This is a genomic window from Sanguibacter antarcticus, assembly GCF_002564005.1.
Classification (GTDB): Bacteria; Actinomycetota; Actinomycetes; order Actinomycetales; family Cellulomonadaceae; genus Sanguibacter; species Sanguibacter antarcticus.
Window position 1 is genome coordinate 1,386,603 of record NZ_PDJG01000001.1, and the last position, 24,341, is coordinate 1,410,943.

The window sequence follows — 24,341 nt, forward strand, 5'->3', positions numbered from 1 at the left end:
CAGGCGTTCGAGCTGGTCGTGCGGGTAGTGCGGGTGGTGCTAGCTGCAGGTGGTGCCGTTGAGGGTGAAGGTGCTGGGTGCTGTGTTGGTGCCGGTGTGGGTGGCATTGAAGCCGATGTCGACGGAGGCTCCGGCGGCGAGGGTTCCGTTCCAGGCCTGGTTGGCGGCGCTGACGGTGGTTCCGGTCTGGGTGAAGATGGCTGACCATCCCTGGCTGATCTGCTGTCCGGCGGGGAAGGTGAAGGCCAGGGTCCAGGCGCTCAGTGCGGTGCTGGAGGTGTTGGTGATCTTCGCCGAGCCGGTGAAGCCGGTGTTCCAGTCGTTGGTCGAGTAGGTGACCTTGCAGGCTCCGGCGGGTGTGGTGGTGGCTGCCTTGGTGCTGGCGGTGACGGCTGCGCTGGCTGCGGAGACGTTGGCTGCTGCGTCCTTGGCGCGGACGGAGAAGGTGTAGGCGGTGTCAGCGGTCAGTCCGGTGACGGTGTAGCTGGGCGTCGTGGTCGAGGCGATCTTCACGGTGCCCTGGTAGACGTCGTAGCCGGTGACGGCGACGTTGTCGGTCGAGGCGGTCCAGGTCAGCGGGATGCTCGACGTGGTGGTGGTCCCGGCCGTCAGGCCTGCCGGGACGGTCGGCGAGCTCGTGTCAGCCGGGTCCGTCGTGGGATCCGTCGTCGGGTCCGTGGTGGGATCCGTCGTCGGGTCCGTGGTCGGGTCCGGCGTCGGGTCGACCGTCCCCTCGGAGAACAGCCGGTCGTAGTCTGCGAGCGCGGTCGCGACCGCGGTCTGCGCCCAGAACCGGTGGTAGTTGAACTCCGGTGCGGCACCTCCGTCGAGGTAGGCCTGGACCTTGGGCCAGTCAGGATCGTCGAGGTACCAGCTGCGGATGTCGAGGAAGCTCTTGCCTGCGACGATGTCGTCCCCGTTGGGCATCGTCCCGGTCCAGCCTGCAGGCACGTAGAGACCGTCGCCGGTCGTGTCCGTCAAGACGTCGTCGAAGCGCTTGAAGTCCTCGCGGACCTCTGTCGTCGAGACGCCGATGGCATCCTGGTCATAGGTCCAGATGCTGTCGAGGAGCGACTTGGCGACAGCCTTGGACTCAGCGTCCCCGGACTTCGCGGCGTAGTACATGAGCGTCCTGGCGTAGGCGCCGGCGACGCCGACGTCTTGGCCGGTGGACGTGACGGTCACGTGCAGCCCTGTGTTGGCGCCAGGGTTCGTGGCGTCCCACGTGTCAGGCGCGCCGGACCAGCCGAGGCTCGACGGGATGGACCAGTCGGCGCCGCCGGTGGCGTCGGTGTTGGCGAGGGCCCAGGGCACCCACTTGTCGAGGATCGCCTTCGCTTCGGCGTTCCCTGAGGCGTAGTAGAGCTGCGCGACCCGTTCCATCGACCAGGCCTGCATGCCGAACCACTCGTTGGAGGGCGGGTCGTGGTAGACAGGCGCCTCCGTGTAGCCCATGCCGTAGAAGGTCGGGGTACCTGCTGGCGGTGTGCCGTAGTCCCCGTCCCAGCTGTTCGTCGCGCCGCCGGCGATGCCGCCTTCGGCGGACTGCAGCCAGGCGTAGAACTCGAGCTGGCGGTCGAGGCTCTTGCCCCAGTCTCCTGCTCCGGTCGGCGATGCGGGCTCGAGGGCCGACTGCGTCGAGAGCGCCCAGGCGGCCATGGGGTTCTGGTAGCCGAAGTGGCTCGCGCTCGAGCCGATCCGCCAGGCCCAGCCGGAGGACGTGTCGAGAGAACCGCCCCAGGCGTAGTACCAGGACATGAGGTAGTGCGAGCTGTCCTTCCCTGTACCTGCTGCGCAGGTCAGGCTCGTGCAGCCGATCGCCTTGAAGTACTTGTCATACATCGAGTACCGGAGGTAGTCCCCCATCTTCGATGCCTTGGAGACCGTGGCTGCCACGTCGCTGGCCTTGCCCTGCTCGTTCGCCCAGGTGTAGGCCCAGTACGCTGCGTCGATCGCGCGTGCGTCGGCGTCCGGCGCGTTCGTGTACTTCCACTGCTTGGCGTAGTTCGCGTCCTGTGTGAAGAGGTCGAGATAGCCGTTGGTGCCGCCGTACGTGAACTCGTCGCACGAGGGCTGTGGGACTGTCTCCCAGACCGATTCCTGCGGACCGCGCTGGAACGTGTTGATGTAGGAGGTGCCGGTAGACGACGGGCCGAGCTCGCACCCGGCTCCTGGGGCAGCGCCGAACCCATACTTGTTGTCGACGTCGGCGAGCCAGTGCATCCCGTAGATGTCCGACGTCCCGTAGGTCGTCTTGAGCTCGTTGGCGATGGGGTCGACGCCGGTGGAGACGCCGCTGTTGAGCGCCGAGGGGTACTGGCTGGGGTGGTCGTACTCGGACGCGTAGGTCCCCGGGCTCTGCGGGTTGTAGAAGGAGTTCGTCGGCTGGTCCGCCGACTGCGGGATCATGTACGTCTCCATCGTCGTCCACGCGTCGTTGAACGGCGCCCAGTCGCCGGTCGCCTGACCGTAGGCCGCTTCGAGCCAGATCCAGAAGCTGTAGGCCTCCGACGTCGTCTCGTGACCGTAGTCGGGCGCCTCGACGATGAGAGTCTCGACCGAGTGGTACGGGATCCCCTGGGGACTGAAGTAGCCGTTGGCGGGGTCGTGGATCTTGTCGTAGAGCTCCAGGAACCGTTGCGTGTACTCGCCGTCCACCGCATCTGCGGCGGGAAGCACCGCGGCTGTGGTGGACCGCGTCGTGTCGACCGCCGGTGGCGCCGCTGCCTGTGCGGGCTGGAGCCCGGCCAGTGCGACGATCGATCCGGCTCCGAGGGCAGCGACCGCTGCCCAGGGAGCTCGTCGGGATTGTCTGAGCATGTGACTTCCCTCTCTGTGGGACCGGCACACGGTGCGCATCGAGCGCGACCAGCCACGGTGCCAGTAGGTGAGAGCGCTCCCACACCCACGACATCGGAGGTAGGTCACGCTCAGGACGTCACTGTCCATCGTCCGCCGTTGGACGATGCTGCCAGTCCTGCAACGACCACAGGCCTGGCCTGGTGACGGCCTGCACCTACCCTGGCAGGCTCGAACCAGAAATCGAGAGCCTTAACCGTTTCACGCTTCGGATTCACCCCGCCCGCAGATGAGGGCAGCGTGCGACGTCCGAGCGCCGGACCACGAGCATGCCGGGCTCTGTGACGAGGACTCTCTGAGCGGGCCGCTCGACTGTGGCGAGCTAGACGGGTATCAGCTCCGGCGCTCCGGCCACGGAGCGTCCGCCGGGCGCAGGCTGGCCCAGCCGCCAGCCTTGGAGACCGCCGCAGCGAGCAGCCCCACCACAGCTGAAGGGTTGTGGACGTCACCGGCCAGCACCGCGGTCACTGCGTCGTCGAGCGGCACCCACCTCACGCTGATGTCGGCTTCCTCGTCCTCGCGGACGTGACGCTCGGACTCTGGGACCGGTGAGACGTCACGAGCCAGGAAGACCCGGAGCGCCTCGTTGTTCCCGCCGGGAGTCGTGAAGTAGTCCACGAGCACGTGCCAGGACGCGGCCACGAGGTCGGCTTCCTCGGCCAGCTCCCGCGCGGCAGCGACCTGTGCGGGCTCTCCTGACACGTCGAGCAGGCCGGCCGGTGGCTCCCACAGCTCTCGGCGGACCGGGTGACGGTACTGCTTAAGCAGCAGCACCCGGTCGGAGTCGTCGAGGACGATGACCGCGACGGCACCCGGGTGGTCGATGTACTCGCGGCGCACCCGCGTGTGCCCGAGGTCGACCTCGTCGCTGACCAGGTCAAAGATTCGACCGGTGTAGAGCAGGTCGTGGCTGAGCACCTCCCGGGGAGCGCTGACGTCGGCTGGAGCCGAGCTGACGTCCCGACTCGTCGGACGCGACTCCTCGCTCGTCACACCGACACGCCCTGCCGCACCAGAGCAGCCTTGACGAGCCCCTCGAAGAGCGGGTGGGCACGGGTCGGACGAGACTTGAACTCCGGGTGAGCCTGCGTCGAGATGTAGTACGGGTGCACCGAGCGGTCGAGCTCGACGAACTCGACGAGAGTCGAGTCGGGCGAGGTCCCGCTCATCGCGAGTCCCGCGGCCTCGAGCTGCTCGCGGTAGGCGTTGTTCACCTCGTAGCGGTGCCGGTGCCGCTCGGAGACGAGCTCCTCGCCGTAGGTCTGCGCAGCGAGCGAGCCTGGTCGGAGCACCGCGTCGTACGCGCCGAGGCGCATAGTCCCACCAAGATCACCGGCACCCTCGACGAACGCGTGCTGCTCCTCCATGGTCGCGATGACCGGGTGCTCGCACCGGGGGTCGAACTCCGACGACGACGCGTTCTCGAGACCGAGCACGTTGCGTGCGAACTCGATGACCATCGACTGGAGGCCCAAGCAGATCCCGAGCGTGGGGACGAGCCCTTCGCGGGCCCAGCGCAGAGCCCCGAGCTTCCCCTCGATGCCGCGGACACCGAAGCCTCCGGGCACGAGCACGGCATCCACCCCGGCGAGCGACGCCTCGGCGCCCTCTCGCGTCTGGCACTCGTCGGACGGGACCCAACGGATGACGACCTTCGCATCGTTCGCGAACCCGCCTGCCCGCATGGCCTCGGTCACCGACAGATACGCATCGGGAAGGTCGATGTACTTGCCCACGAGAGCGATCTCGACGCGGTGCTCCGGCTCGTGGACACGCTCGAGAAGCTGTGACCAGCCCTCCCAGTCGACGTCGTGGAACGGCATGGCGAGGCGTCGGACGACGTAGGCGTCGAGACCCTCAGAATGGATGACGCGCGGGATATCGTAGATGCTCGGCGCGTCCTTGCACGTGATGACAGCCTCGTTGTCGACGTCGCACATGAGCGCGATCTTCCGCTTGGTGGCCTCGGGCACGTCTCGGTCGGCGCGGAGCACGATCGCGTCCGGCTGGATGCCGATGCTGCGCAGCGCCGCGACCGAGTGCTGGGTCGGCTTCGTCTTGAGCTCGCCGCTCGGGCCGATGTACGGCACGAGCGAGACGTGGAGGAAGAAGACGTCGTCGCGGCCCAGCTCGTGGCGCACCTGGCGCGCAGCCTCGAGGAAGGGTTGCGACTCGATGTCTCCGACCGTGCCACCGACCTCGGTGATGATGACGTCGACGTCGTCGCCTGCCTGGGCGCGCATGCGGCGCTTGATCTCGTCGGTGATGTGCGGGATGACCTGGACCGTGTCGCCGAGGTACTCGCCGCGACGCTCCTTCGCGATCACCTGCGAGTAGATCTGGCCGGTGGTGACGTTGGCCGCAGCAGCAAGGTTGACGTCGAGGAACCGCTCGTAGTGCCCGATGTCGAGATCTGTCTCGGCGCCGTCCTCGGTGACGAAAACTTCACCGTGCTGGAACGGGTTCATCGTCCCTGGATCAACATTGAGATACGGGTCGAGCTTTTGCATCGTCACCCGGAGCCCACGGGCACGCAGCAGGCGACCGAGGCTAGAAGCCGTCAGTCCTTTGCCGAGCGAGGAGGCGACGCCTCCGGTCACGAAGATGTGCCGTGTCGTATTTTCCGACCGGGAGCGGTTGTTGGACTGGAGCCTCTTCACATGGTCTGCCACGGGGTTCTACTCTATCAGCCGATCCCTCGGGAGGGGCGTGCACGCGACGTCTGGTCGGCGCGTCCGCGCTCTGAGCGCAGGGTTGCGTAGAGGTCTGTGAGACTTCCCACGACGTCGGCGACGGACGGCAGCGTGGAAGCCTGTGCGAGCGCCGCCGCCGCCAGTGCGTCCCGGCGCCCCCCGTCCGTGAGCAGATCAACGACACCTGCCGCCACAGCTGGAGCATCCCCGACGGAGACGAGCACCGCCGCGTCACCCGTCACCTCGCGAGTGCCGCCTGCGTCGGTCGTGACGACGGCGGAGCCGAGGCCGAGCGCCTCCTGCAACCAGATGGGTTGTCCCTCCCACACCGCGGTGCTCACGACCACCTCGGCTGCGGCCATGAGGTCTGGAGCATCGTCACGGAACCCGAGCAGCCGGACCGGCAGGCGTTCAGCATCGATGCGTCCCTGGAGCTGCTCACGCAACGGCCCGTCTCCCGCGACCACCCACACCACACCGCCGGAGACTCCCGCCGTGTCGAGGATCGCGGCAGCGTCGCACAGCGTGTCGAGCCCTTTCTGCGGGGCAAGCCGGCCCACCGTGACGAGCAGCCGCGCGCCTGCAGGTACTCCGAGGTCTGAACGAACCCGGTTCGTGCTGCATTCGACGTCAGGGCGCGAGGGAGCCGGCACGAGCGCACGACCCGTATGACTCGCCCCCTGTTGCCGAGCACGGTCGACGAGGTCCAGGCTGACCCCGAGAACTGCGTCAGCATGCCGAGAGACGAGGCGCTCGAGCACGAACGACACAGCGCGGACGCTGCGGGGTCCGACGGGCAGGTTGTGGAGCGTGACGACCACTGGTGGCGCACCCCGGAGACATCGTGTGGCGATGATCACGAGTGCTCCAGCCCGCAGCCCGTGCGCATGAACGACGTCAGCCCCTCGTGCCAGGTCGCGCAGCCTCCGGAGGCTGGTCACGTCTCCCGGTCCGGGCCGATCGGAGATCTCCACAGCCGTGAACCGCACCGCAGACCCCACAGGCGCCACGACGTCACGCACCGAGCCAGGACCGGCGACCTGCACGATGCTGCCTGTCTCCCCCTCGGTGTCCGCGCCCAGTGCCTCGGCAACCTGCGCGACGTGCCGCGCGACGCCTCCTGCGCTCGATCCCAGAACCTGCAGCACGCGTGCCTGCGACGACTCAACCACGAGTTCTCCTTGCTTCGAGGTCTGTGAAGACCGACCTGTCCCCGACGAAGACAGCACCGACGACCACGCCCGCCGCGACGAGAGCGCCGACCAGCCCTACACCGATCGAGAGTGGCCACCACGGGTCGACGGGAAGCAAGGCCTCGGACGTCGAGCTGCCGACCCACGCTGCGATCACGCCACCGAGCGCGAGCACTGCGGTGGTGCGGCCGAGTCCCTCGAGGGCGGCGTCGCCCGCATGGCGATACAGCGCCCACAGCAGCAGGCCCCCTGCGACCGCCATGCCGAGGGAGTTCGCTGCGCCGAGCGCCGCGAGAGTGGCACTGATGTCGGTCCGGCCGTCCACGACGATCGGGGGCAGCAGCACTGCCACGAGGACCACCACCGACCAGCCAGCGGCTGCGGCGCCCACCGCAGCGCGGCCTCGATCGATCGCGTAGAGCGTCCGGGAGAGCGCGAAGATCAACGCGAACCCGACCAGGCCTGGCGCAGACCACGCGATAGAGACAGCCATCCCGTCAGCACCGCCCGGGGTGAACGCGTCGAACACCGCCTCGACTGCGCTCGCCCCTGCGACCAGCGCGGCGGCTCCGAGGGCCGAGACCGCGAGCACGGCTCGGGTGGTCCGTGCGGTGAGCTGAGCGAAGCCTGCTCTGTCGTGCTCTCCTGCTCGCGCAGCCAACCGGGGGAAGGCGCTCGTCGCGAGCGGGACGGCCAGCACCGCGTAGGGCAGGACGTACACGGCCTGGGCGTACTGGTAGATGTTGAAGGCACCGTCGCCACCGTAGCGTCGCGCTGCGAACATCACGGCGAGCACCGAGAGCTGCTGCGCGGCGAGAGCCCCCAGCCCTGCGGACGCGAGCCTCCGTGCACGTGACCCGGCATCTCCCGGGAAGGAGAACGTCGGGCGGAGGCGGACACCGAGTCGCAGCACCGGCACGAGCAACGGCAAGCTCATCACGGCGACCCCGGCTGTCGTTCCCCAGGCAAGCCACGCGAGAGCAGCCGACGAGAGCGCTCCCGGGTCTCCCTGCTGCCCTGCGGCGAGCTGCCCGAACACCATGTAGGCGACGATGACGACGATGCTGGAGAGCATAGGGGCCGCCGCAGGCCAGAAGAACCTCCGGTGTGCCTGAAGGATCCCTCCCAGCACGACGCTCACGCCGTAGAGCGGCACCTGGACGGCGAAGACCATGAGGAAGTACTGCGTCACCCGAGCGTCTCCCCCGTCACCGACGCTCACGAGCATCCGTGCGAGCGGGCCGGAGACGACGGCGAGGAGGATGCCGATCGGGACGAGCACACCGAGCGCCCACGTGAGGAACGCGGAGGCGACCGCGGAGACCTCGGTGCTCGCTCTACGCGCGAGCGGTGCGACGAGGAGCGGTATCACCGCGCCTGCCAAGGCCCCGCCGGCTGCGACCTCGAAGAGCACGTTCGGCAAGAGGTTGGCCGCTGCATAGGCGTCGGCGACGCCGCCACGACCGACCTGCCAGGCTTGAGTGAACCACCGACCGAAACCGAGGAGCCTGCTGGCGATCGTCACCGCAGTGATCATGACTGCTGCGCCGGTGAGCGTCTGGGTCGCGGCGCCCAGGCGGGCTCTCACGCCGTGCCGTTCCCCAGCGTCTGCTCCTGGGGATCGAGCGGTCGACGTCCGATCATGTCGAGCCTCTCGAGCCAGGGCGTCTCCGCGATGATGCGAGAGAAGCTCACCCGCTCGCTCGCAGCGGTCAGTCCCAGCACCACCACGAGCACGAGCCTCCGCACAGGGCGGGACACGCTGGAGACTGTCGCGGCTCCGAGGAGCGCACCCACCGCGTTCGCTCCGCAGTCACCGAGCATGTCCTGCTCAGCGAGATCGGCGGACCATGCGGACGAGGCTGCGCCGACGACAGCCAGGGCGTGGGGAGAACCGCTGATACCGAGCGCCGCCGCCGCGAGGCCACTCGACTTGAGCGCGCGCCCGGGCCTCAGGTCGAGGAGGTTGACGAGGTTGGCCGACGCCGCGACGAGCGCTCCGTCCGCGAGGACGTCGACCGCTCGCCGGACGGCACCCAGATCACGCTCGACGAGCAACGCGGCAGCGACCAGCCCGCTGGCTCCGATGCCGAGCACCTTGAGACCACCTGTCGTCAGCCGGCCCTGCCGAGCTGCACGAAGGTGCCCTCGGAGACCCTTCGACCGTTCGGACGTGTCCTCGGCGAGATCGTCGATGACGCCGAACACCGCTGCCCCGCCCGTCGCCAGCGCCAGCGCAACGGTCTTCCGAGAGCGCCCTGCAGCAGCTACGCCGCACACGAGGCCCACAGCGACCGCTGGTCCCTCCAGAAGGCTGATGGGCTCGCCTCTGTGGTTCGTGCGAGACCATCGCACGGCGCCTCCAGGGGGCCGTCTCCGCAGCGTCTCGCGAGCAATCGCTGTGGCCCCCGATGCTACGAGAGCGACGAGAAACCTGCGCGACCCGGTCGTCATCCTGCGTCCGGTGCCTGCACGGTGCCGTCAGGAGCGGGAGTCTCTTCCGGCGTACGGTCGACCGGAGCGAGCGTGACGGCAGGCGGGACGAGTGCGGTCGCGTTCTCGTCGGCACCGAAGTGTCCTACCTCTCCGTCGACGCGTGCAGCCAGTGCCAACGGAAGGTTGACCTGACCGACGATCCTGTCGATGTCCGTCACGGTGGAGATCGAACCTGCCCGCGCCTGGTCCTCGCGGACCCGTGACACGAGGTCCCCCTCGCTCAACGACGTACCTGCGACGACCGCGCCCTCAGAGCCGTCCTGGGCGGCCTCGGCCAAGGTCAGCTCGATCGTGGCTGCGGCTTCGAGGTCCTCCGAGGTCGGCACGTCCTCGCCGTCCACGGGGGACGCATTCGAGTCGAGCAGGACGATGACGTCGGCAGGACCCGAGACGTCGCCGATGACGTCGATGAGCTCGCTGCTCGTGAGGATCTCGCGGATGAGCGTCGCATCGGCCGAGAAGGCGTCTGGTTTCGCTGCGTCGCTGCCGGTGAGCGTCTCGACGAGGGCCCGCGCGAGGGTGACGTCGAAACCGTCCGCGTCGGCGTCTTCGGGAAGGTAGTCACCGAGCGTGGCGGCATACGACTGACGCGAGTCGGCCTGGTCCTGAGCAGTCCACGACGATGCAAGCTGCGCCCTCGTGGACACCGTGGCACCGGCTGCCTTGATCTGCTTCTCGATCGCCGCATACGTCTCGTCGTCGACCGGCCCGAGCTGGACCACCGCGACGCGGCGGTCGGTGAGCGTGCCCGAGAGGATCGTCGACGCCGAGGCAGAGACGTAGGCGTCGCTCGCTACCAGGTCGGCGTGAGAAGCGTCCAGCTCGACCCGCAGCTCGTCCTTCTCCGTGCGCAGCACGTCGACCTGGCCCGTGAGCTGTTCTCCGATCGATCCCTCCAGCGGGCCTGCCCCCAGGATGATGCCGACGGCAAGAGCCAGGAAGACCGAGATGAGGGAGACGATGTGGTACCGGAAGTCGATCACGGGAGACGAACCTTCTGAGGTGTGGGGAGGCGACGGGGCAGGCAGCGGAGGTCGGTCAGGACGTCCACCACGCGAGGTGGTAGATCCACGACCAGAGGTCGTCGATCCGTGCACCGAGCAGCCCGATGAGCGTCTGGCCCGCAGACGTCGAGATGAGAGCGGCGCTGACTGCGACGAGACCGGCAGCGGCGAGGAGCATCAGCTGGACGTTGGAGATCCTGTGCCGGTACAGGCGAGAGACCCCCTTCGCGTCGACGAGCTTCCCGCCGACCCGCAGGCGTGTGAGAAAGGTGCTCGCCATGCCTGCGCGACCCTTGTCGAGAAACTCGACGAGCGTGGCGTGGGTCCCTACGGCCACGATCACCTCTGCGCCCATGTCGTCGGCCAAGAGCATCGCGATGTCTTCGCTCGTACCTGCCGCAGGGAAGATGACGTGGGGAACGCCGAGCCCGGCGACGCGCTCCATCCCGGGTGCACGGCCGTCACGGTACGCGTGGACCACGACCTCTGCTCCGGAGCGCAGTGCCTTGTCAGACACGGAGTCCATGTCGCCCACGATGAGGTCGGGCGACCACCCGGCCTCGATGATCGCGTCGGCTCCCCCGTCGACGCCGATGAGGATCGGACGATACTCCTTGATGTACGGGCGAAGGGTCTGCAGGTCTTCCTTGTAGTGATAGCCGCGCACGACGATGAGGACCTGCCTGCCCTCGATGACGGTCGTGATCTCCGGGATCCCGACGCCGTCGAGCAGAAGGTCACGCTCGCGCCGGAGGTAGTCCATCGTGTTGGCGGCGAACGACTCGAGCTGTGCTGAGAGCCCCTCGCGTGCGGACTCGAGCTCGACGCCGACGCTCTCGACCGTCTGCAGCACGCCCTCGGCGACGAGGTCGGTCCCGCTGAACACGGAGCCGTCGACGATCCGCAGGGTGCGTCCTTCGCGGACGGACATGATGTCGGGACCGAGGTCGTCGATGAGCGGGATGCCCGCTTCGACGAGGATGCTCGGGCCGAGGTTCGGGTAGCGGCCCGAGATCGACTTCGCGGCGTTGAGGACGGCCGCAGGCCGCGCGAGGAGGAGGGACTCCGCTGCGATCCGGTCGATGTCGAGGTGGTCGATGACCGCGATGTCACCGTGCTGTACGCGCTTCGTGAGGTCCTTTGTACGCCGGTCCACCTTGGCGATGCCCCGGATCCCGGGCTCGGTGTCCGTCACGACCTGTTTCGCTGAGAAGAGCTTCATCAGCTTCATGATCTCACAGCGGACTGTTCCAACAGCTCCGCTGCGTGGCGCAGGGCCGCCTCTGAGCCTTCTTGGCCGGAGAGCATCCGGGCCAGCTCCTGCACCCGGCTCGCGTCGTCGACGATCCGGATGTCCGACTGTGTGATGAAGTCGTCTGAGACCTCACCCGGCTCTGGAGCGACCCCGGATCCCTTGGTCACGACCAGCTGGGTGTCCGCGAACGCCGCGACCTGGGCAAGGTGCGTCACGACGATCACCTGGGTGGTGCGAGCCAGCCGAGCGAGCCGACGTCCGATCTCCACCGCAGCCTTTCCACCGACACCTGCGTCGACCTCGTCGAAGATCATCGTCGGGGTGCGTCGCGCCTGGGAGGCGTCCGACGTCGCGAGCGCGACCTCGATCGCGAGCATGACGCGAGAGAGCTCACCTCCGGAGGCCCCTTTCCCGAGCGGCCGTGGTGGCCCTCCCCGGTGTGCACTGAGCAGCATCTGCACAGAGTCGGCTCCCCACGGACCGGGCGCGTCGAGCGGCTCGACCTCGACGTGGAGTGCTGCACCCGCCATCGCGAGCCCGCTCAGCTCGTCGGTCACCGCGGTCGCGAGCAGCTCAGCGGCCTGCTCCCGCGCGCTCGTCAGGACAGCGGCGGTCGCGGCCAGCTCGCCGTCGAGATCAGCAGCGCGCGCCTCGAGGGTCTCGATCTGCCCGTCGTCGTCCTCGAGGTCGAGGAGCCGGAGCCCCGCAGCGCTCGCCCACTCGAGGACCGCATCGACATCTTCGCCGTACGAGCGTGTGAGATGGCCGAGCTCTGCACGTCGCGCCTCGACGGCTTCGAGGCGTGCTGGGTCGGCATCGAGCGCAGCGAGGTAGCTGCCGAGGTCGGCGCCCACGTCCGCGAGGACGTAGGCGACGTCGGTGAGCCGGCGGCCGAGCGCAGCCAGCTCTGGGTCGTACTGCCCTCCGTGCTCTGCGAACCGCTTGGCTCGGTCCACGAGCTCGACCGCGCTGCTCTCGTCAGGAGAGGTCACGTCGCCCAGGTCTTCTCCTGCGACGGCGACGAGCGCGTCGCGTGCAGCAGTCCGGAGCTCTTCGGCGTTGCTCAGCCGCTCGGCATCGCGGTTGAGCTCGACGTCCTCTCCCGGCAGCGGGGCGACCCGCTCGATCTCAGCCAGCCCGAGCCGCAGCAGCTCTGTCTCGCGGGCGCGTTCCTGCGCTCTCTCGGTGAGGTCGGCGAGGCGAGCCCGGACGGCGACGCGTTCGCTCCACAGCGCCCGATACGTCTCGAGGGTCGTGGCGACCGTGGCGCCAGCAAACTCGTCGAGAGCCTCGCGCTGGCGCTGCGAGGACCGCAGCCGCATCTGGTCCGACTGTCCGTGGATCGTCACGAGTTCGTCAGCCAGGTCTGCCAGCACTCCCTGAGGGACGGACCTCCCGCCGAGGTGTGCCCGCGACCGGCCCTGCGCAGCGACGGTGCGCACGACGAGCAGCGTGCCGTCGTCGTCGAGCTCTCCCCCGGCATCGTCGATCCGAGCGAGGAGCGCAGGGCCATCGACCGTGAGACGTCCTTCGACGACGGCACGGTCGGTGCCGGACCGAACAGCCCCGGCATCGGGCTTGCCTCCCATGAGGAGGGTGAGACCCGTGAGGATCATCGTCTTGCCGGCGCCGGTCTCACCCGTGATCGCGGTGAGACCTGCCGCGAACTCCACACGGGCCGCGCCGATCACACCGAGGTTCTCGATACTCATCTCCTGAAGCACGTGCTCACCTCGATTCTGCTGCTCGTCGAGCGTCAGCGACCTCACGCCACCCTGCGACGGGCAGCGAGAACTTGCTCACCAGCCGATCCGTGAACGGCGCCTGGTTGAGACGCGCGAACCGCAGCGGCATCGAGCTCGTCCGGACCTCGACACGCGAACCGACCGGAAGCTCCGTGCGCCGACGTCCGTCGGTGATGAGGACGCCTCGAGCCCCCGACCGGGCGGTGACCTCGACGGCGAACTCGGACCGGGGGCCGACGACGAGAGGCCGTGCGAAGAGTGCGTGTGCCGAGATCGGCACGAGAAGCTTGGCGTCGACGTCGGGCCACATGACAGGCCCGCCCGCCGAGAACGCGTGCGCGGTCGAGCCGGTCGCGGTCGCCATGACGACCCCGTCGCAGCCGAAGGACGACAGCGGCCGGCCGTCGACCTCGATGGAGACCTCGATCATCAACGTCCGCTCGTGCTTCTCGATGGTCGCCTCGTTGAGCGCCCAGTCGTGGATCGGTTCCGCGCCGCCAGGACGCTGGACGAGGACGTCGAGGACGCCTCGTTCCTCGACCGCGTAGTCGTGGTCGGCAAGGCGTCGCACGGCGTCGCGCAGGTCTTCTCGCTCGCTCTCGGCGAGGAATCCGATGTGGCCCAGGTTGACTCCGAGCAACGGCACCTGTGTCCCGTGCGTAATCTCGGCCGCACGCAGGATCGTGCCGTCCCCTCCGAGGACCATGACGAGCTCCGCACCGTCGAGCGAGCTCTTCGTGTCGTCGAGCTCGAACTTTTCGGCACCCAGCTCGACCGCGAGATCGTGATCGTGCAACAGCACCTCGAAACCTGCGGCCCTCAGCTCAGGAACTGCCTCACGCAACCCTGCGACAGCTTCGTGCCGCCCACCATGGGTCACGACGAGAATCTTGCGGCTCACGGTCTTCCTCCAATTCTGGGCGGTTCGGTACCTACCCAGTGTGCGGTCGGGACAGTCCCCTGCGGGTCGCCACGTACAGCCTGCTCGATGGTGCCATCGATGGTGTCCGTATGCGCTTCAGCGCGCGTGAACCAGACGAAGAACTCACGGTTGCCGTGCGGCCCCGGGAGCGGGCTAGGAATGACCGCACGGGCACGCGCCCCTGCGGCATGAGCGCTCGCGACGACGTCCCGCACTGCTTGCTGGTGCAGAGCCGGATCCCGGACGACGCCTCCGGAGCCGAGCCGCTCCCGACCGACCTCGAACTGCGGCTTGACCATGACGAGCAGGTCGAGGTCCCCCGCAACGGCATCGAGCACGGGTGGTACGACGAGCGTCAACGAGATGAACGAGACGTCCGCCACGACGAGACGCGGCATCCACGGAAGGTCGGACGCCTTGAGGTCCCGAGCGTTGCAGCCCTCGATCACGTGCACGCGAGAATCAGACCGGAGGTGCGGCGCAAGCTGGTCGTGACCGACATCGAGAGCGACCACGCGCCGCGCGCCGCGCTCGAGGAGGAGCTCGGTGAATCCGCCGGTCGACGCGCCGACGTCGAGGCAGTCAGTGCCCTCGACCGTGGGGCCGAGCCTGTCCAGCGCGTCGAGCGCACCTCGCAGCTTCAACGCTGCACGAGAGACATAGTCGATATCGCCTCTGCCTGCGTCGACACGGATGTCAGCCGCAGCCGGCACCATCGCAGAGGCCTTGGAGATGCGTCGACCGTCGACGAGGACGGTTTCGTTGGCCAGCAGACGGACAGCATGACCTCGGGACCGCGCCAGGCCTCGACGGACAAGCTCAACATCGATCCTCGATGCGGATCGGCCTACGGGAGCGGTCGGTGGTGGCGCACCAGTCACAGGTCAGGCTCCACCAGCAGCCGCTGCAGGCCCGCATGGATACCCTCGAAGATCGGGGCATGCTCGCCCAGCGGCGCCCGCTCGAGAGTCTCCAGGGGAGCAAGCACCTCGTCGACAGGCGATGCGCTCTGGACGTCGACGACGTTCTGGTCGTCGAGTCGTGCCTGCTCGTCGGTCATCGCTCTCCCCTCCTGGCTGGTGGTCGGTCTCCGCGGTCGATGCCCGCTCACCGTACCGTGGAGAGGAGCGGCTGCGGTGTTCTCCACGGAAGGTCCTGCGCACCGTCGCCGCTCTGGTCGACGACGGTGCGGACCCCAGGTCCGCTCGTGAAACGTCCTCAGACTGCGAACTCCGGGACGCTCTCGGTCTGGAGCACCCCGCCCGCATCGACGAACGTCCAGGCAGCATTGCACGACGCACGCACCACGTTGACCGGGTCCTGCTCGGCCTCATCGACCACGACCTCGAGCTTCCCGTCGACGACGCGCGCAGACGACGCACCGCACGTCCACCACCCGGACTCGCCCAGGACCGGCGCGTCGTGCGCGAGCGTCAGGCTGCGCAGGTCCGCACCGATGAAGTGCGGCCGCTCGCCCGGCGCAGCCAGCACGTCGTCCCGGGCGCTGCTGACACCGGTGAGCACGTGGAAACCGGGGTAGCCGCCAGCACGCGCACCGGCCAGGTCCGTGTCGAGCCGGTCTCCGATGACGAGCGGGCGCTCAGCACCGGCACGCGCCACCGCCATCGCGTACATCGTCGGAGCCGGCTTCCCGGCGCTGAAGGGTTTCACGCCCGTCGCTGCAGAGACCGCTCCGACGAGCGCCCCGTTACCGGGAGCGAAGCCGCGTGCTGTCGGGAGCGACAGGTCAAGATTGCTCGCGACGTGCACGGCTCCACCAGCCACGGCATACGCCGCCTCGGCGAGATCACCCCAGCTCAGTCCAGGTGAAAAGCCTTGCGCGACGGCAGCCGGCTGGTCCTCGGCACTGGTCACGACGACGTAGCCCGCCTCGGTGACCGCAGTCACGAGACCCGCTCCGCCGACGACGAGCACCCGCGAGCCAGGAGCGACGTGGTCGCCCAGCAGGGTCGCGCACGCCTGGGCAGCCGTCATCACGTCGTCGCTCGCCGCTGGGATGCCGAGCGACGACAGCTGATCAGACACCGATCCCGGTTCCCGAGACGCGTTGTTCGTCACGAACACCAGGCGCATGCCAGCACGGCGAGCGAGCGCCAAGCCGTCCGCAGCGTGCGCGATGGGATCGTGCCCGGCATACGTGACGCCGTCGAGGTCGACGAGCCCGAGGTCGTAGGCCTCGACCAGCGGCGCTGCACTGCTGAGGAGAAGCTCACTCACGCGTCGTCTCCCTCGACCTCGTCCGACTGCTCACGGATCGGCTGGCTGTCGTCGTCGACGGAAGCCTGCGCTCCGTCGGACGCTGTGCCGGCGACAGACGCGACCTCCGTCTCGTCGTCGAGGTCAAAGACGACGATGTCGTCGTCCGGTGCGTCGTCTCGTATCGAGGCGCGCTCGCGATCGCTCAGGGTCGCGAGGAGAGCCGCAGCAGCGTCGGTCCGGCCCATCGACTCGAGCACCCCGATCCGCGCCTCGACGACCCGTACCTCCAGCTCGCGGTCCCCCTTCGGCACGACGAGGCTGTCGAGGACGGCCTGGGCCGCTTCTCCCTCACCGAGGTCGAGACGCGCTCCGCTCACCACGATCGCCAGCTCGATCGCCTGGGTCTCGTCCAGCGTCTCCGCCTCGGGCGACGCAGCGAGTGCGATGGCGCGCTCAGGCCGTTCGAGGCCACGTTCGCAGTCCGCCATCACGGCGAGGTGCTCCGAAGAGCCGTTGAGGCGCCGGACGGTACGGAGCTCTCGGAGTGCCTCAGCAAAACGACCTGTCGCATACGCCGTGAGACCCGCTGCCTCACGCACGATGTCGACACGGCCTGCACGCCGCACCGCCTCCTGGGCGTGCTCGTACGCCAGCTCGGGCTCGGAGTCGATCAGGCGTCCTGCCATCACGAGGTGGAGCCCGACAGTCTCCGCGTTCTCCTTGGTCAGGGTACGCAGACGCCCACGAGCATCTCGATCGAGGTCGGAGAACTGGATCCCTTCGGGCAGCGGCGGCGCAGGAACCCGCGGCGGACCGTCGGTAGGACGCGATCGGTCGTCGCTAGACGTGGTGCGGTCAGGACGTCCGCCTCGTGCGCCACGGTCAGGTGCATCCGAGCGTGCAGGACGTGCCGAACCACGCGTGTCTGCTGTGCGGGGACGTTCGTGCCGATCGGTACGAGCCGGGCGCTCTGCCCGCTCGTCACGAGCAGGCCGGCTAGGTGCGGCGTCACGCTGCGAACGGTCGCCGTAGGGATTCTCGGTCCGGGTCACACTGCCGTAGCTCCCGGAACGGGCAGGTGCTCCACGGTCGTCACGTCGTGCACCACGATCATCATCGCCACGGGCGGACGAAGGACGCTGGCCCCCGCGATCCGGTCGGTTCCTGTCGTCGCTCGTCGGACGGTACCCACGAGCGCTGTCGCGCGGCGGGCGCGACTCGTATCCGGAGCTACCTGAATCCGATGCACGTGGTGCGCTGTTGTACCCGCCAGTACGTGGCGCCGGTCCGCCAGAACGATCGTCACGACGCGGTGCACGGCTGTCGAAGGACGACTCGCTCGACCGGGTGTCCCGAGCCGGGCGTGAGTCAGAGCTGTCGTAACGGGGAGGGCGCGACTGACGAGAGTCGTAGCCTCCGGACCGCGATCCTCCTCCGGACTGCTGGTCGTCGCGACGAGGACGGTCACCGTAGGTGCGTTCTCCTCCACGATCGTTCCGGGCCGGCTGTGCGCCGTAGCGGCCGTCGCGCTGTGAACGAGGCTCCTGTGAACGAGACTCGTAGCTGCCCGACCTTGGTGCGCCACCCTGTCGGTCGTCGCGACGCGGACCACGGTCGTCACGCGGCGAACGCGACTCATAGCTGCCTTGGCTCGGCGGACGCGAGCCGTCGCTCGTCTCACGGGGTCGGTCCGAACGCGGACCAGCGCCGTATCCACCCGACCGTGGTGCATCGCCAGCACCACGTTGGTCGCGACGCGGACCACGATCACCGTAGGAGCGCTCAGCACCCCGATCGCCGCGGGGCGAGCGCGCCTCGTAGCCGCCGTGGCTAGAACGCTCAGACGCTTGACGACGGTCGCCGGTGCCGGCGGGGCGTTGCCCGCCGCTCGTCGGCCGTTCATCGCGACTCCCGCGACGGTCACCATAGCTACGTGGTGCATCGCGCTCTTCCCGTGCCGGGCGTGCATCGAAACCCGTGCGCGGCGGGCGACCTTCGTAGCCGCCACCGGTACGTTCACCGCGAACGGCCGATGACGAACCACCCGAGCGCGAAGATCCGCCGTCAGATCGGTCGTCCCGGCGTGGTGCGTCAGACCGCTGGCCTGCTCCACGGTCGTCGCGCGCTGGGCGGTTGTACTGAGAGTCGCGTGAACCGCCGGACTGCGGACGGCTGCCTGAACGGCTCCCACCAAACGAACGTGGTGCACCTGAGCCACGGGGAGCCCCGCTCGCAGAGGCACCTCGCCCCGCTCCGCCGTCGCGTCGGGCGCCACCCTTGTTGCCGCCGTCGCGGCCTTGGCCGGTGCTCGAGCGTTCTTGGTCGTCGCTCACGTGGACTCCTTCATCAAGTTTTGAACGTGCAGGTCCATCTTCCCACCGTCGTCTGACGATGGGCCGTGCAAGTGGGTGATCCGCGACGCGCGGACAGCGACTCTCAAGGGCGCTAGCCGTGTGGCCTTCACCTGTAACTGAGCTTTCACTACCCAGCGCTTCAACGACAAGAGCCCACCCCGTCTCCGGGGTGGGCTCTTGTGAATGGTGTTCCGGCGGCGTCCTACTCTCCCACACAGTCTCCCGTGCAGTACCATCGGCGCTGGAGGGCTTAGCTTCCGGGTTCGGAATGGGACCGGGCGTTTCCCCTACGCTATGACCGCCGTAACTCTTTTGGGTTTTCAAGCCGGGTTCTCGGCCGTCTCCCGAGAACCGCACAGTGGACGCGTAGCACAAGTTTTATTGTGTGTTATCAAGTTATCGGCTTATTAGTACCGGTCAGCTCCGAGGGTCTTTCGTCCCCTCTTCCACATCCGGCCTATCTACCCAGTGGTCTACTGGGAGCCTCTCGGGACGAATCCCGTGGAAACCTCATCTCGAAGCAGGCTTCCCGCTTAGATGCTTTCAGCGGTTATCCCTTCCGAACGTAGCCAACCAGCCGTGCTCCTGGCGGAACAACTGGCACACCAGAGGTTCGTCCGTCCCGGTCCTCTCGTACTAGGGACAGCCCTTCTCAAGTTTCCTGCGCGCGCAGCGGATAGGGACCGAACTGTCTCACGACGTTCTAAACCCAGCTCGCGTACCGCTTTAATGGGCGAACAGCCCAACCCTTGGGACCTACTCCAGCCCCAGGATGCGACGAGCCGACATCGAGGTGCCAAACCATGCCGTCGATATGGACTCTTGGGCAAGATCAGCCTGTTATCCCCGGGGTACCTTTTATCCGTTGAGCGACGGCGCTTCCACAAGCCACCGCCGGATCACTAGTTCCGACTTTCGTCCCTGCTCGACTTGTCAGTCTCACAGTCAAGCTCCCTTGTGCACTTGCACTCGACACCTGATTGCCAACCAGGCTGAGGGAACCTTTGAGCGCCTCCGTTACATTTTAGGAGGCAACCGCCCCAGTTAAACTACCCATCAGGCACTGTCCCTGATCCGGATTACGGACCGAGGTTAGATATCCAGAGCGACCAGAGTGGTATTTCAACGTTGACTCCACACACACTGGCGTGCATGCTTCACAGTCTCCCACCTATCCTACACAAGCCGCACCGAACACCAATACCAAACTATAGTAAAGGTCCCGGGGTCTTTCCGTCCTGCTGCGCGTAACGAGCATCTTTACTCGTAGTGCAATTTCGCCGAGTTCACGGTTGAGACAGCGGAGAAGTCGTTACGCCATTCGTGCAGGTCGGAACTTACCCGACAAGGAATTTCGCTACCTTAGGATGGTTATAGTTACCACCGCCGTTTACTGGGGCTTAAATTCTGAGCTTCGCCTTGCGGCTGACCCGTCCTCTTAACCTTCCAGCACCGGGCAGGCGTCAGTCCGTATACATCGTCTTGCGACTTCGCACGGACCTGTGTTTTTAGTAAACAGTCGCTTCTCCCTGGTCTCTGCGACCCTTGCACGCTCCCCCAGCTAGTGGGTTCACGCTCCGGGCCCCCCTTCTCCCGAAGTTACGGGGGCATTTTGCCGAGTTCCTTAACCATGATTCTCTCGATCGCCTTAGTATTCTCTACCTGATCACCTGAGTCGGTTTAGGGTACGGGCGGCTAGAACCTCGCGCCGAGGCTTTTCTTGGCAGCATAGGATCACCCAATCATCGTCCATACGGACTCACCATCAGTTCTCAGGATATGTGAACAGCGGATTTGCCTACTGTTCTCCCTACAACCTTGGACGTGGACAACCATCGCCACGCTGGGCTACCTTCCTGCGTCACCCCTGTTAATACGCTTACCTAATGCCGGTTCGGGTCCCGCGCTCCCCTGAGTCCTCAGCCCCGAAGGGCCTGTGGACCAGGCTTGGGCGGTTAGCATCACCGGGGTCGGTATTGGCGGTTCTTCGCCGGTAGGAGAATATCAACTCCTTGTCCATCGACTACGCCTGTCGGCCTCGCCTTAGGTCCCGACTTACCCAGGGCGGATTAGCCTGGCCCTGGAACCCTTGATCATTCGGCGGACGGGTTTCTCACCCGTCATTCGCTACTCATGCCTGCATTCTCACTCGTGTAGGCTCCACCGCTGGATCACTCCGCGACTTCACTGCCCACACGACGCTCCCCTACCCATCCACACACCTGGACCACGAAGGCCTGGTTATTATGTGAATGCCACAGCTTCGGCGGTGTACTTGAGCCCCGCTACATTGTCGGCGCGGAATCACTTGACCAGTGAGCTATTACGCACTCTTTCAAGGGTGGCTGCTTCTAAGCCAACCTCCTGGTTGTCTGTGCAACTCCACATCCTTTCCCACTTAGCACACGCTTAGGGGCCTTAGCTGGTGGTCTGGGCTGTTTCCCTCTCGACCATGGAGCTTATCCCCCACGGTCTCACTGCCACGCTCTCACTTACCGGCATTCGGAGTTTGGCTGACGTCAGTAACCTTGTAGGGCCCATTAGCCATCCAGTAGCTCTACCTCCGGTAAGAAACACGTGACGCTGCACCTAAATGCATTTCGGGGAGAACCAGCTATCACGAAGTTTGATTGGCCTTTCACCCCTACCCACAGGTCATCCCCCAGGTTTTCAACCCTGGTGGGTTCGGTCCTCCACGCGGTCTTACCCGCGCTTCAACCTGCCCATGGGTAGATCACTTCGCTTCGGGTCTAGACCCAGCGACTATGTTCGCCCTATTAAGACTCGCTTTCGCTACGGCTTCCCCACACGGGTTAACCTCGCCACTGAGCACTAACTCGCAGGCTCATTCTTCAAAAGGCACGCTGTCACCCCTGCTAGGGAGGCTCCAACGGATTGTAGGCACACGGTTTCAGGTACTATTTCACTCCCCTCCCGGGGTACTTTTCACCTTTCCCTCACGGTACTTGTCCGCTATCGGTCACTAGGTAGTATTTAGGCTTATGAAGTGGTCTTCACGGATTCACACGGGATTTCTCGGGCCCCGTGCTACTTGGGATCCCCTTCGGGAGGCCGCGTCATTTCGTCTACGGGGGTCACACCCTCTACGCCGGGCCTTTCAATGCCCTTCGACTATAACGCGGCTTTCTGACTCCCTGAAAGTTCGGCAGAACAATCTGAAAGGTCCCACAACCCCGCCCATGCAACCCCTGCCGGGTATCACACATGAACGGTTTGGCCTCATCCGCTTTCGCTCGCCACTACTCACGGAATATCTCTTCCTGTCGGTACTGAGATGTTTCACTTCCCGACGTTCCCTCCACACACCCTATATATTCAAGTGTGGGTAACTGGACATGACTCCAGCTGGGTTTCCCCATTCGGAAATCCTCGGATCACGGTTCGTTTGCCAACTCCCCGAGGCTTATCGCAGGCTACTACGTCCTTCATCGGCTCCTAGTGCCAAGGCATCCACCCTGTGCCCTTAAAAACTTGACAACAATAAAATTGCAGAGAACAAAGATAAATCTTTGATCTTACAAAGATGCTCGCGTCCACTGTGCAGTTCTCAAGCTACGGACGATCCCACCCAACACCGACGCCTACCCACACGCCCGAAGGCATGCACGTGGTTCGACCGGTTCAGGGTGACCCGTGTCAGCTACCAGACCTTTTCACCACCCGATCCCCCGTTACCAGGAAACCGACCAGCAGGTCCGACGGCCCGAAGATCACCAGCGCCATACGGCGCCCGTGCCCTCAGGACCCAACAGTGTGCTTGCGTCCACCCACCCCACCACCAGCAGTTTCCGATCCGAACCCAAAGGCCCGAACGTACTCCCACCCGCAACGAAGCCGGCATCCATAGTCAATGTTCCACCCGTGAGCAACCGCCCACACCCTCATTCGGAGTGTGGAAGCGGCCACCTGAACACACCCGGTACGCATACAGGGCATGCCAGTGTGTAGCTCCTTAGAAAGGAGGTGATCCAGCCGCACCTTCCGGTACGGCTACCTTGTTACGACTTAGTCCCAATCGCCAATCCCACCTTCGACGGCTCCGTCCCACAAGGGGTTAGGCCACCGGCTTCGGGTGTTACCGACTTTCGTGACTTGACGGGCGGTGTGTACAAGGCCCGGGAACGTATTCACCGCAGCGTTGCTGATCTGCGATTACTAGCGACTCCGACTTCATGGGGTCGAGTTGCAGACCCCAATCCGAACTGAGACCGGCTTTTTGGGATTCGCTCCACCTCGCGGTATCGCAGCCCTTTGTACCGGCCATTGTAGCATGCGTGAAGCCCAAGACATAAGGGGCATGATGATTTGACGTCATCCCCACCTTCCTCCGAGTTGACCCCGGCAGTCTCCTATGAGTCCCCACCATAACGTGCTGGCAACATAGGACGAGGGTTGCGCTCGTTGCGGGACTTAACCCAACATCTCACGACACGAGCTGACGACAACCATGCACCACCTGTACACCAGTCCGAAGACGCGACCATCTCTGGCCGATTCCGGTGTATGTCAAGCCTTGGTAAGGTTCTTCGCGTTGCATCGAATTAATCCGCATGCTCCGCCGCTTGTGCGGGCCCCCGTCAATTCCTTTGAGTTTTAGCCTTGCGGCCGTACTCCCCAGGCGGGGCACTTAATGCGTTTGCTGCGGCACGGAACTCGTGGAATGAGCCCCACACCTAGTGCCCAACGTTTACGGCATGGACTACCAGGGTATCTAATCCTGTTCGCTCCCCATGCTTTCGCTCCTCAGCGTCAGTTGCGGCCCAGTGACCTGCCTTCGCCATCGGTGTTCCTCCTGATATCTGCGCATTCCACCGCTACACCAGGAATTCCAGTCACCTCTACCGCACTCTAGTCTGCCCGTACCCGATGCAAGCTCAAGGTTGAGCCTTGAGTTTTCACACCAGACGCGACAAACCGCCTACGAGCTCTTTACGCCCAATAATTCCGGACAACGCTTGCGCCCTACGTATTACCGCGGCTGCTGGCACGTAGTTAGCCGGCGCTTCTTCTGCAGGTACCGTCACTTTCGCTTCTTCCCTACTGAAAGAGGTTTACAACCCGAAGGCCTTCATCCCTCACGCGGCGTCGCTGCATCAGGCTTTCGCCCATTGTGCAATATTCCCCACTGCTGCCTCCCGTAGGAGTCTGGGCCGTGTCTCAGTCCCAGTGTGGCCGGTCGCCCTCTCAGGCCGGCTACCCGTCGACGCCTTGGTGGGCCGTTACCCCGCCAACAAGCTGATAGGCCGCGAGTCCATCCTTGACCGAAAAACTTTCCAAGCACACCCGATGCCGGGGCGCTTCATATCCAGTATTAGCCCCGGTTTCCCGGAGTTATCCCAGAGTCAAGGGCAGGTTACTCACGTGTTACTCACCCGTTCGCCACTGATCAAGAGAAGCAAGCTCCCCTATCACCGTTCGACTTGCATGTGTTAAGCACGCCGCCAGCGTTCGTCCTGAGCCAGGATCAAACTCTCCGTAAATGTATTAACATCAACCAACCCCAAAGGACCGGTCAACAACCATACGAAGCGGAACACCCCTGCAAAGAGGCACTCCATTAATCAAGGCTACAAACCGAA

At 65.9% G+C, this 24,341-nt stretch carries 15 protein-coding genes and 3 rRNA genes; all 18 read right to left on the reverse strand.

What is annotated here, in order from left to right; translation table 11 throughout:
* Nucleotides 1–39 precede the first annotated feature (39 nt).
* The 18 genes from ATL42_RS06275 to ATL42_RS06365 all read right to left on the reverse strand — a co-directional run bounded on the left by ATL42_RS06275 (nt 40) and on the right by ATL42_RS06365 (nt 24,242).
* A complete protein-coding gene (locus tag ATL42_RS06275; RefSeq protein ID WP_098454614.1) occupies nt 40–2,820 on the reverse strand; it encodes a glycoside hydrolase family 48 protein in 2,781 nt (926 codons plus the stop codon).
* Between the two features lie 372 nt (nt 2,821–3,192).
* Entirely contained in the window at nt 3,193–3,852 is a 660-nt protein-coding gene (locus ATL42_RS06280; protein ID WP_098454615.1) for an NUDIX domain-containing protein, read from the reverse strand.
* Nucleotides 3,849–5,531, reverse strand: a complete 1,683-nt coding sequence (locus tag ATL42_RS06285; RefSeq protein WP_098454616.1) for a CTP synthase — start codon at nt 5,529–5,531, stop codon at nt 3,849–3,851. The genes ATL42_RS06280 and ATL42_RS06285 overlap by 4 nt, the downstream gene beginning before the upstream one ends.
* A gap of 14 nt (nt 5,532–5,545) precedes the next feature.
* Entirely contained in the window at nt 5,546–6,724 is a 1,179-nt protein-coding gene (locus ATL42_RS06290) for a glycosyltransferase family 4 protein (RefSeq protein ID WP_098454617.1), read from the reverse strand.
* Nucleotides 6,717–8,333, reverse strand: coding sequence for a murein biosynthesis integral membrane protein MurJ (gene murJ, locus ATL42_RS06295; RefSeq protein WP_245862202.1), 1,617 nt, complete (start codon nt 8,331–8,333; stop codon nt 6,717–6,719). Before murJ ends, ATL42_RS06290 begins: the two co-directional genes overlap by 8 nt.
* Nucleotides 8,330–9,100, reverse strand: coding sequence for a hypothetical protein (locus ATL42_RS06300; RefSeq protein WP_342748114.1), 771 nt, complete (start codon nt 9,098–9,100; stop codon nt 8,330–8,332). The genes murJ and ATL42_RS06300 overlap by 4 nt, the downstream gene beginning before the upstream one ends.
* 95 nt (nt 9,101–9,195) lie before the next feature.
* The gene (locus tag ATL42_RS06305; protein WP_169925352.1) at nt 9,196–10,224 is read right to left on the reverse strand and encodes a copper transporter; all 1,029 of its coding nucleotides are present in this window, start codon (nt 10,222–10,224) and stop codon (nt 9,196–9,198) included.
* A 55-nt stretch (nt 10,225–10,279) separates the two neighbouring features.
* Nucleotides 10,280–11,467 (reverse strand): putative cytokinetic ring protein SteA, encoded by a 1,188-nt coding sequence (gene steA, locus ATL42_RS06310; RefSeq protein ID WP_245862204.1) that lies wholly within the window; start codon nt 11,465–11,467, stop codon nt 10,280–10,282.
* A gap of 5 nt (nt 11,468–11,472) precedes the next feature.
* Nucleotides 11,473–13,224: a DNA repair protein RecN gene (recN, locus tag ATL42_RS06315; RefSeq protein WP_211281860.1), complete on the reverse strand. Its 1,752-nt coding sequence runs from the start codon at nt 13,222–13,224 to the stop codon at nt 11,473–11,475.
* Nucleotides 13,225–13,228: 4 nt separating this feature from the next.
* On the reverse strand, nt 13,229–14,146 hold the full coding sequence (locus ATL42_RS06320; protein WP_098454621.1) for an NAD kinase: 918 nt from the start codon (nt 14,144–14,146) through the stop codon (nt 13,229–13,231).
* Complete coding sequence (locus ATL42_RS06325) at nt 14,143–15,048, reverse strand: TlyA family RNA methyltransferase (RefSeq protein WP_245862206.1); 906 nt, start codon at nt 15,046–15,048, stop codon at nt 14,143–14,145. The genes ATL42_RS06320 and ATL42_RS06325 overlap by 4 nt, the downstream gene beginning before the upstream one ends.
* On the reverse strand, nt 15,045–15,227 hold the full coding sequence (locus ATL42_RS06330; RefSeq protein WP_098454622.1) for a hypothetical protein: 183 nt from the start codon (nt 15,225–15,227) through the stop codon (nt 15,045–15,047). Before ATL42_RS06330 ends, ATL42_RS06325 begins: the two co-directional genes overlap by 4 nt.
* 158 nt (nt 15,228–15,385) lie before the next feature.
* Nucleotides 15,386–16,405, reverse strand: coding sequence for an HAD-IIA family hydrolase (locus tag ATL42_RS06335; RefSeq protein WP_098454623.1), 1,020 nt, complete (start codon nt 16,403–16,405; stop codon nt 15,386–15,388).
* Nucleotides 16,402–17,073: a hypothetical protein gene (locus ATL42_RS06340; protein WP_098454624.1), complete on the reverse strand. Its 672-nt coding sequence runs from the start codon at nt 17,071–17,073 to the stop codon at nt 16,402–16,404. The genes ATL42_RS06335 and ATL42_RS06340 overlap by 4 nt, the downstream gene beginning before the upstream one ends.
* A gap of 38 nt (nt 17,074–17,111) precedes the next feature.
* Nucleotides 17,112–17,399 (reverse strand): hypothetical protein, encoded by a 288-nt coding sequence (locus ATL42_RS06345; RefSeq protein ID WP_098454625.1) that lies wholly within the window; start codon nt 17,397–17,399, stop codon nt 17,112–17,114.
* 1,531 nt (nt 17,400–18,930) lie between these two features.
* Nucleotides 18,931–19,047 (reverse strand): 5S ribosomal RNA (rrf, locus tag ATL42_RS06355).
* An 81-nt stretch (nt 19,048–19,128) separates the two neighbouring features.
* A 23S ribosomal RNA gene (locus ATL42_RS06360) occupies nt 19,129–22,239 on the reverse strand.
* A gap of 479 nt (nt 22,240–22,718) precedes the next feature.
* Nucleotides 22,719–24,242, reverse strand: a 16S ribosomal RNA gene (locus ATL42_RS06365).
* The 16S, 23S and 5S rRNA genes sit together here, the layout of an rRNA operon.
* Between the last annotated feature and the right edge of the window lie 99 nt (nt 24,243–24,341).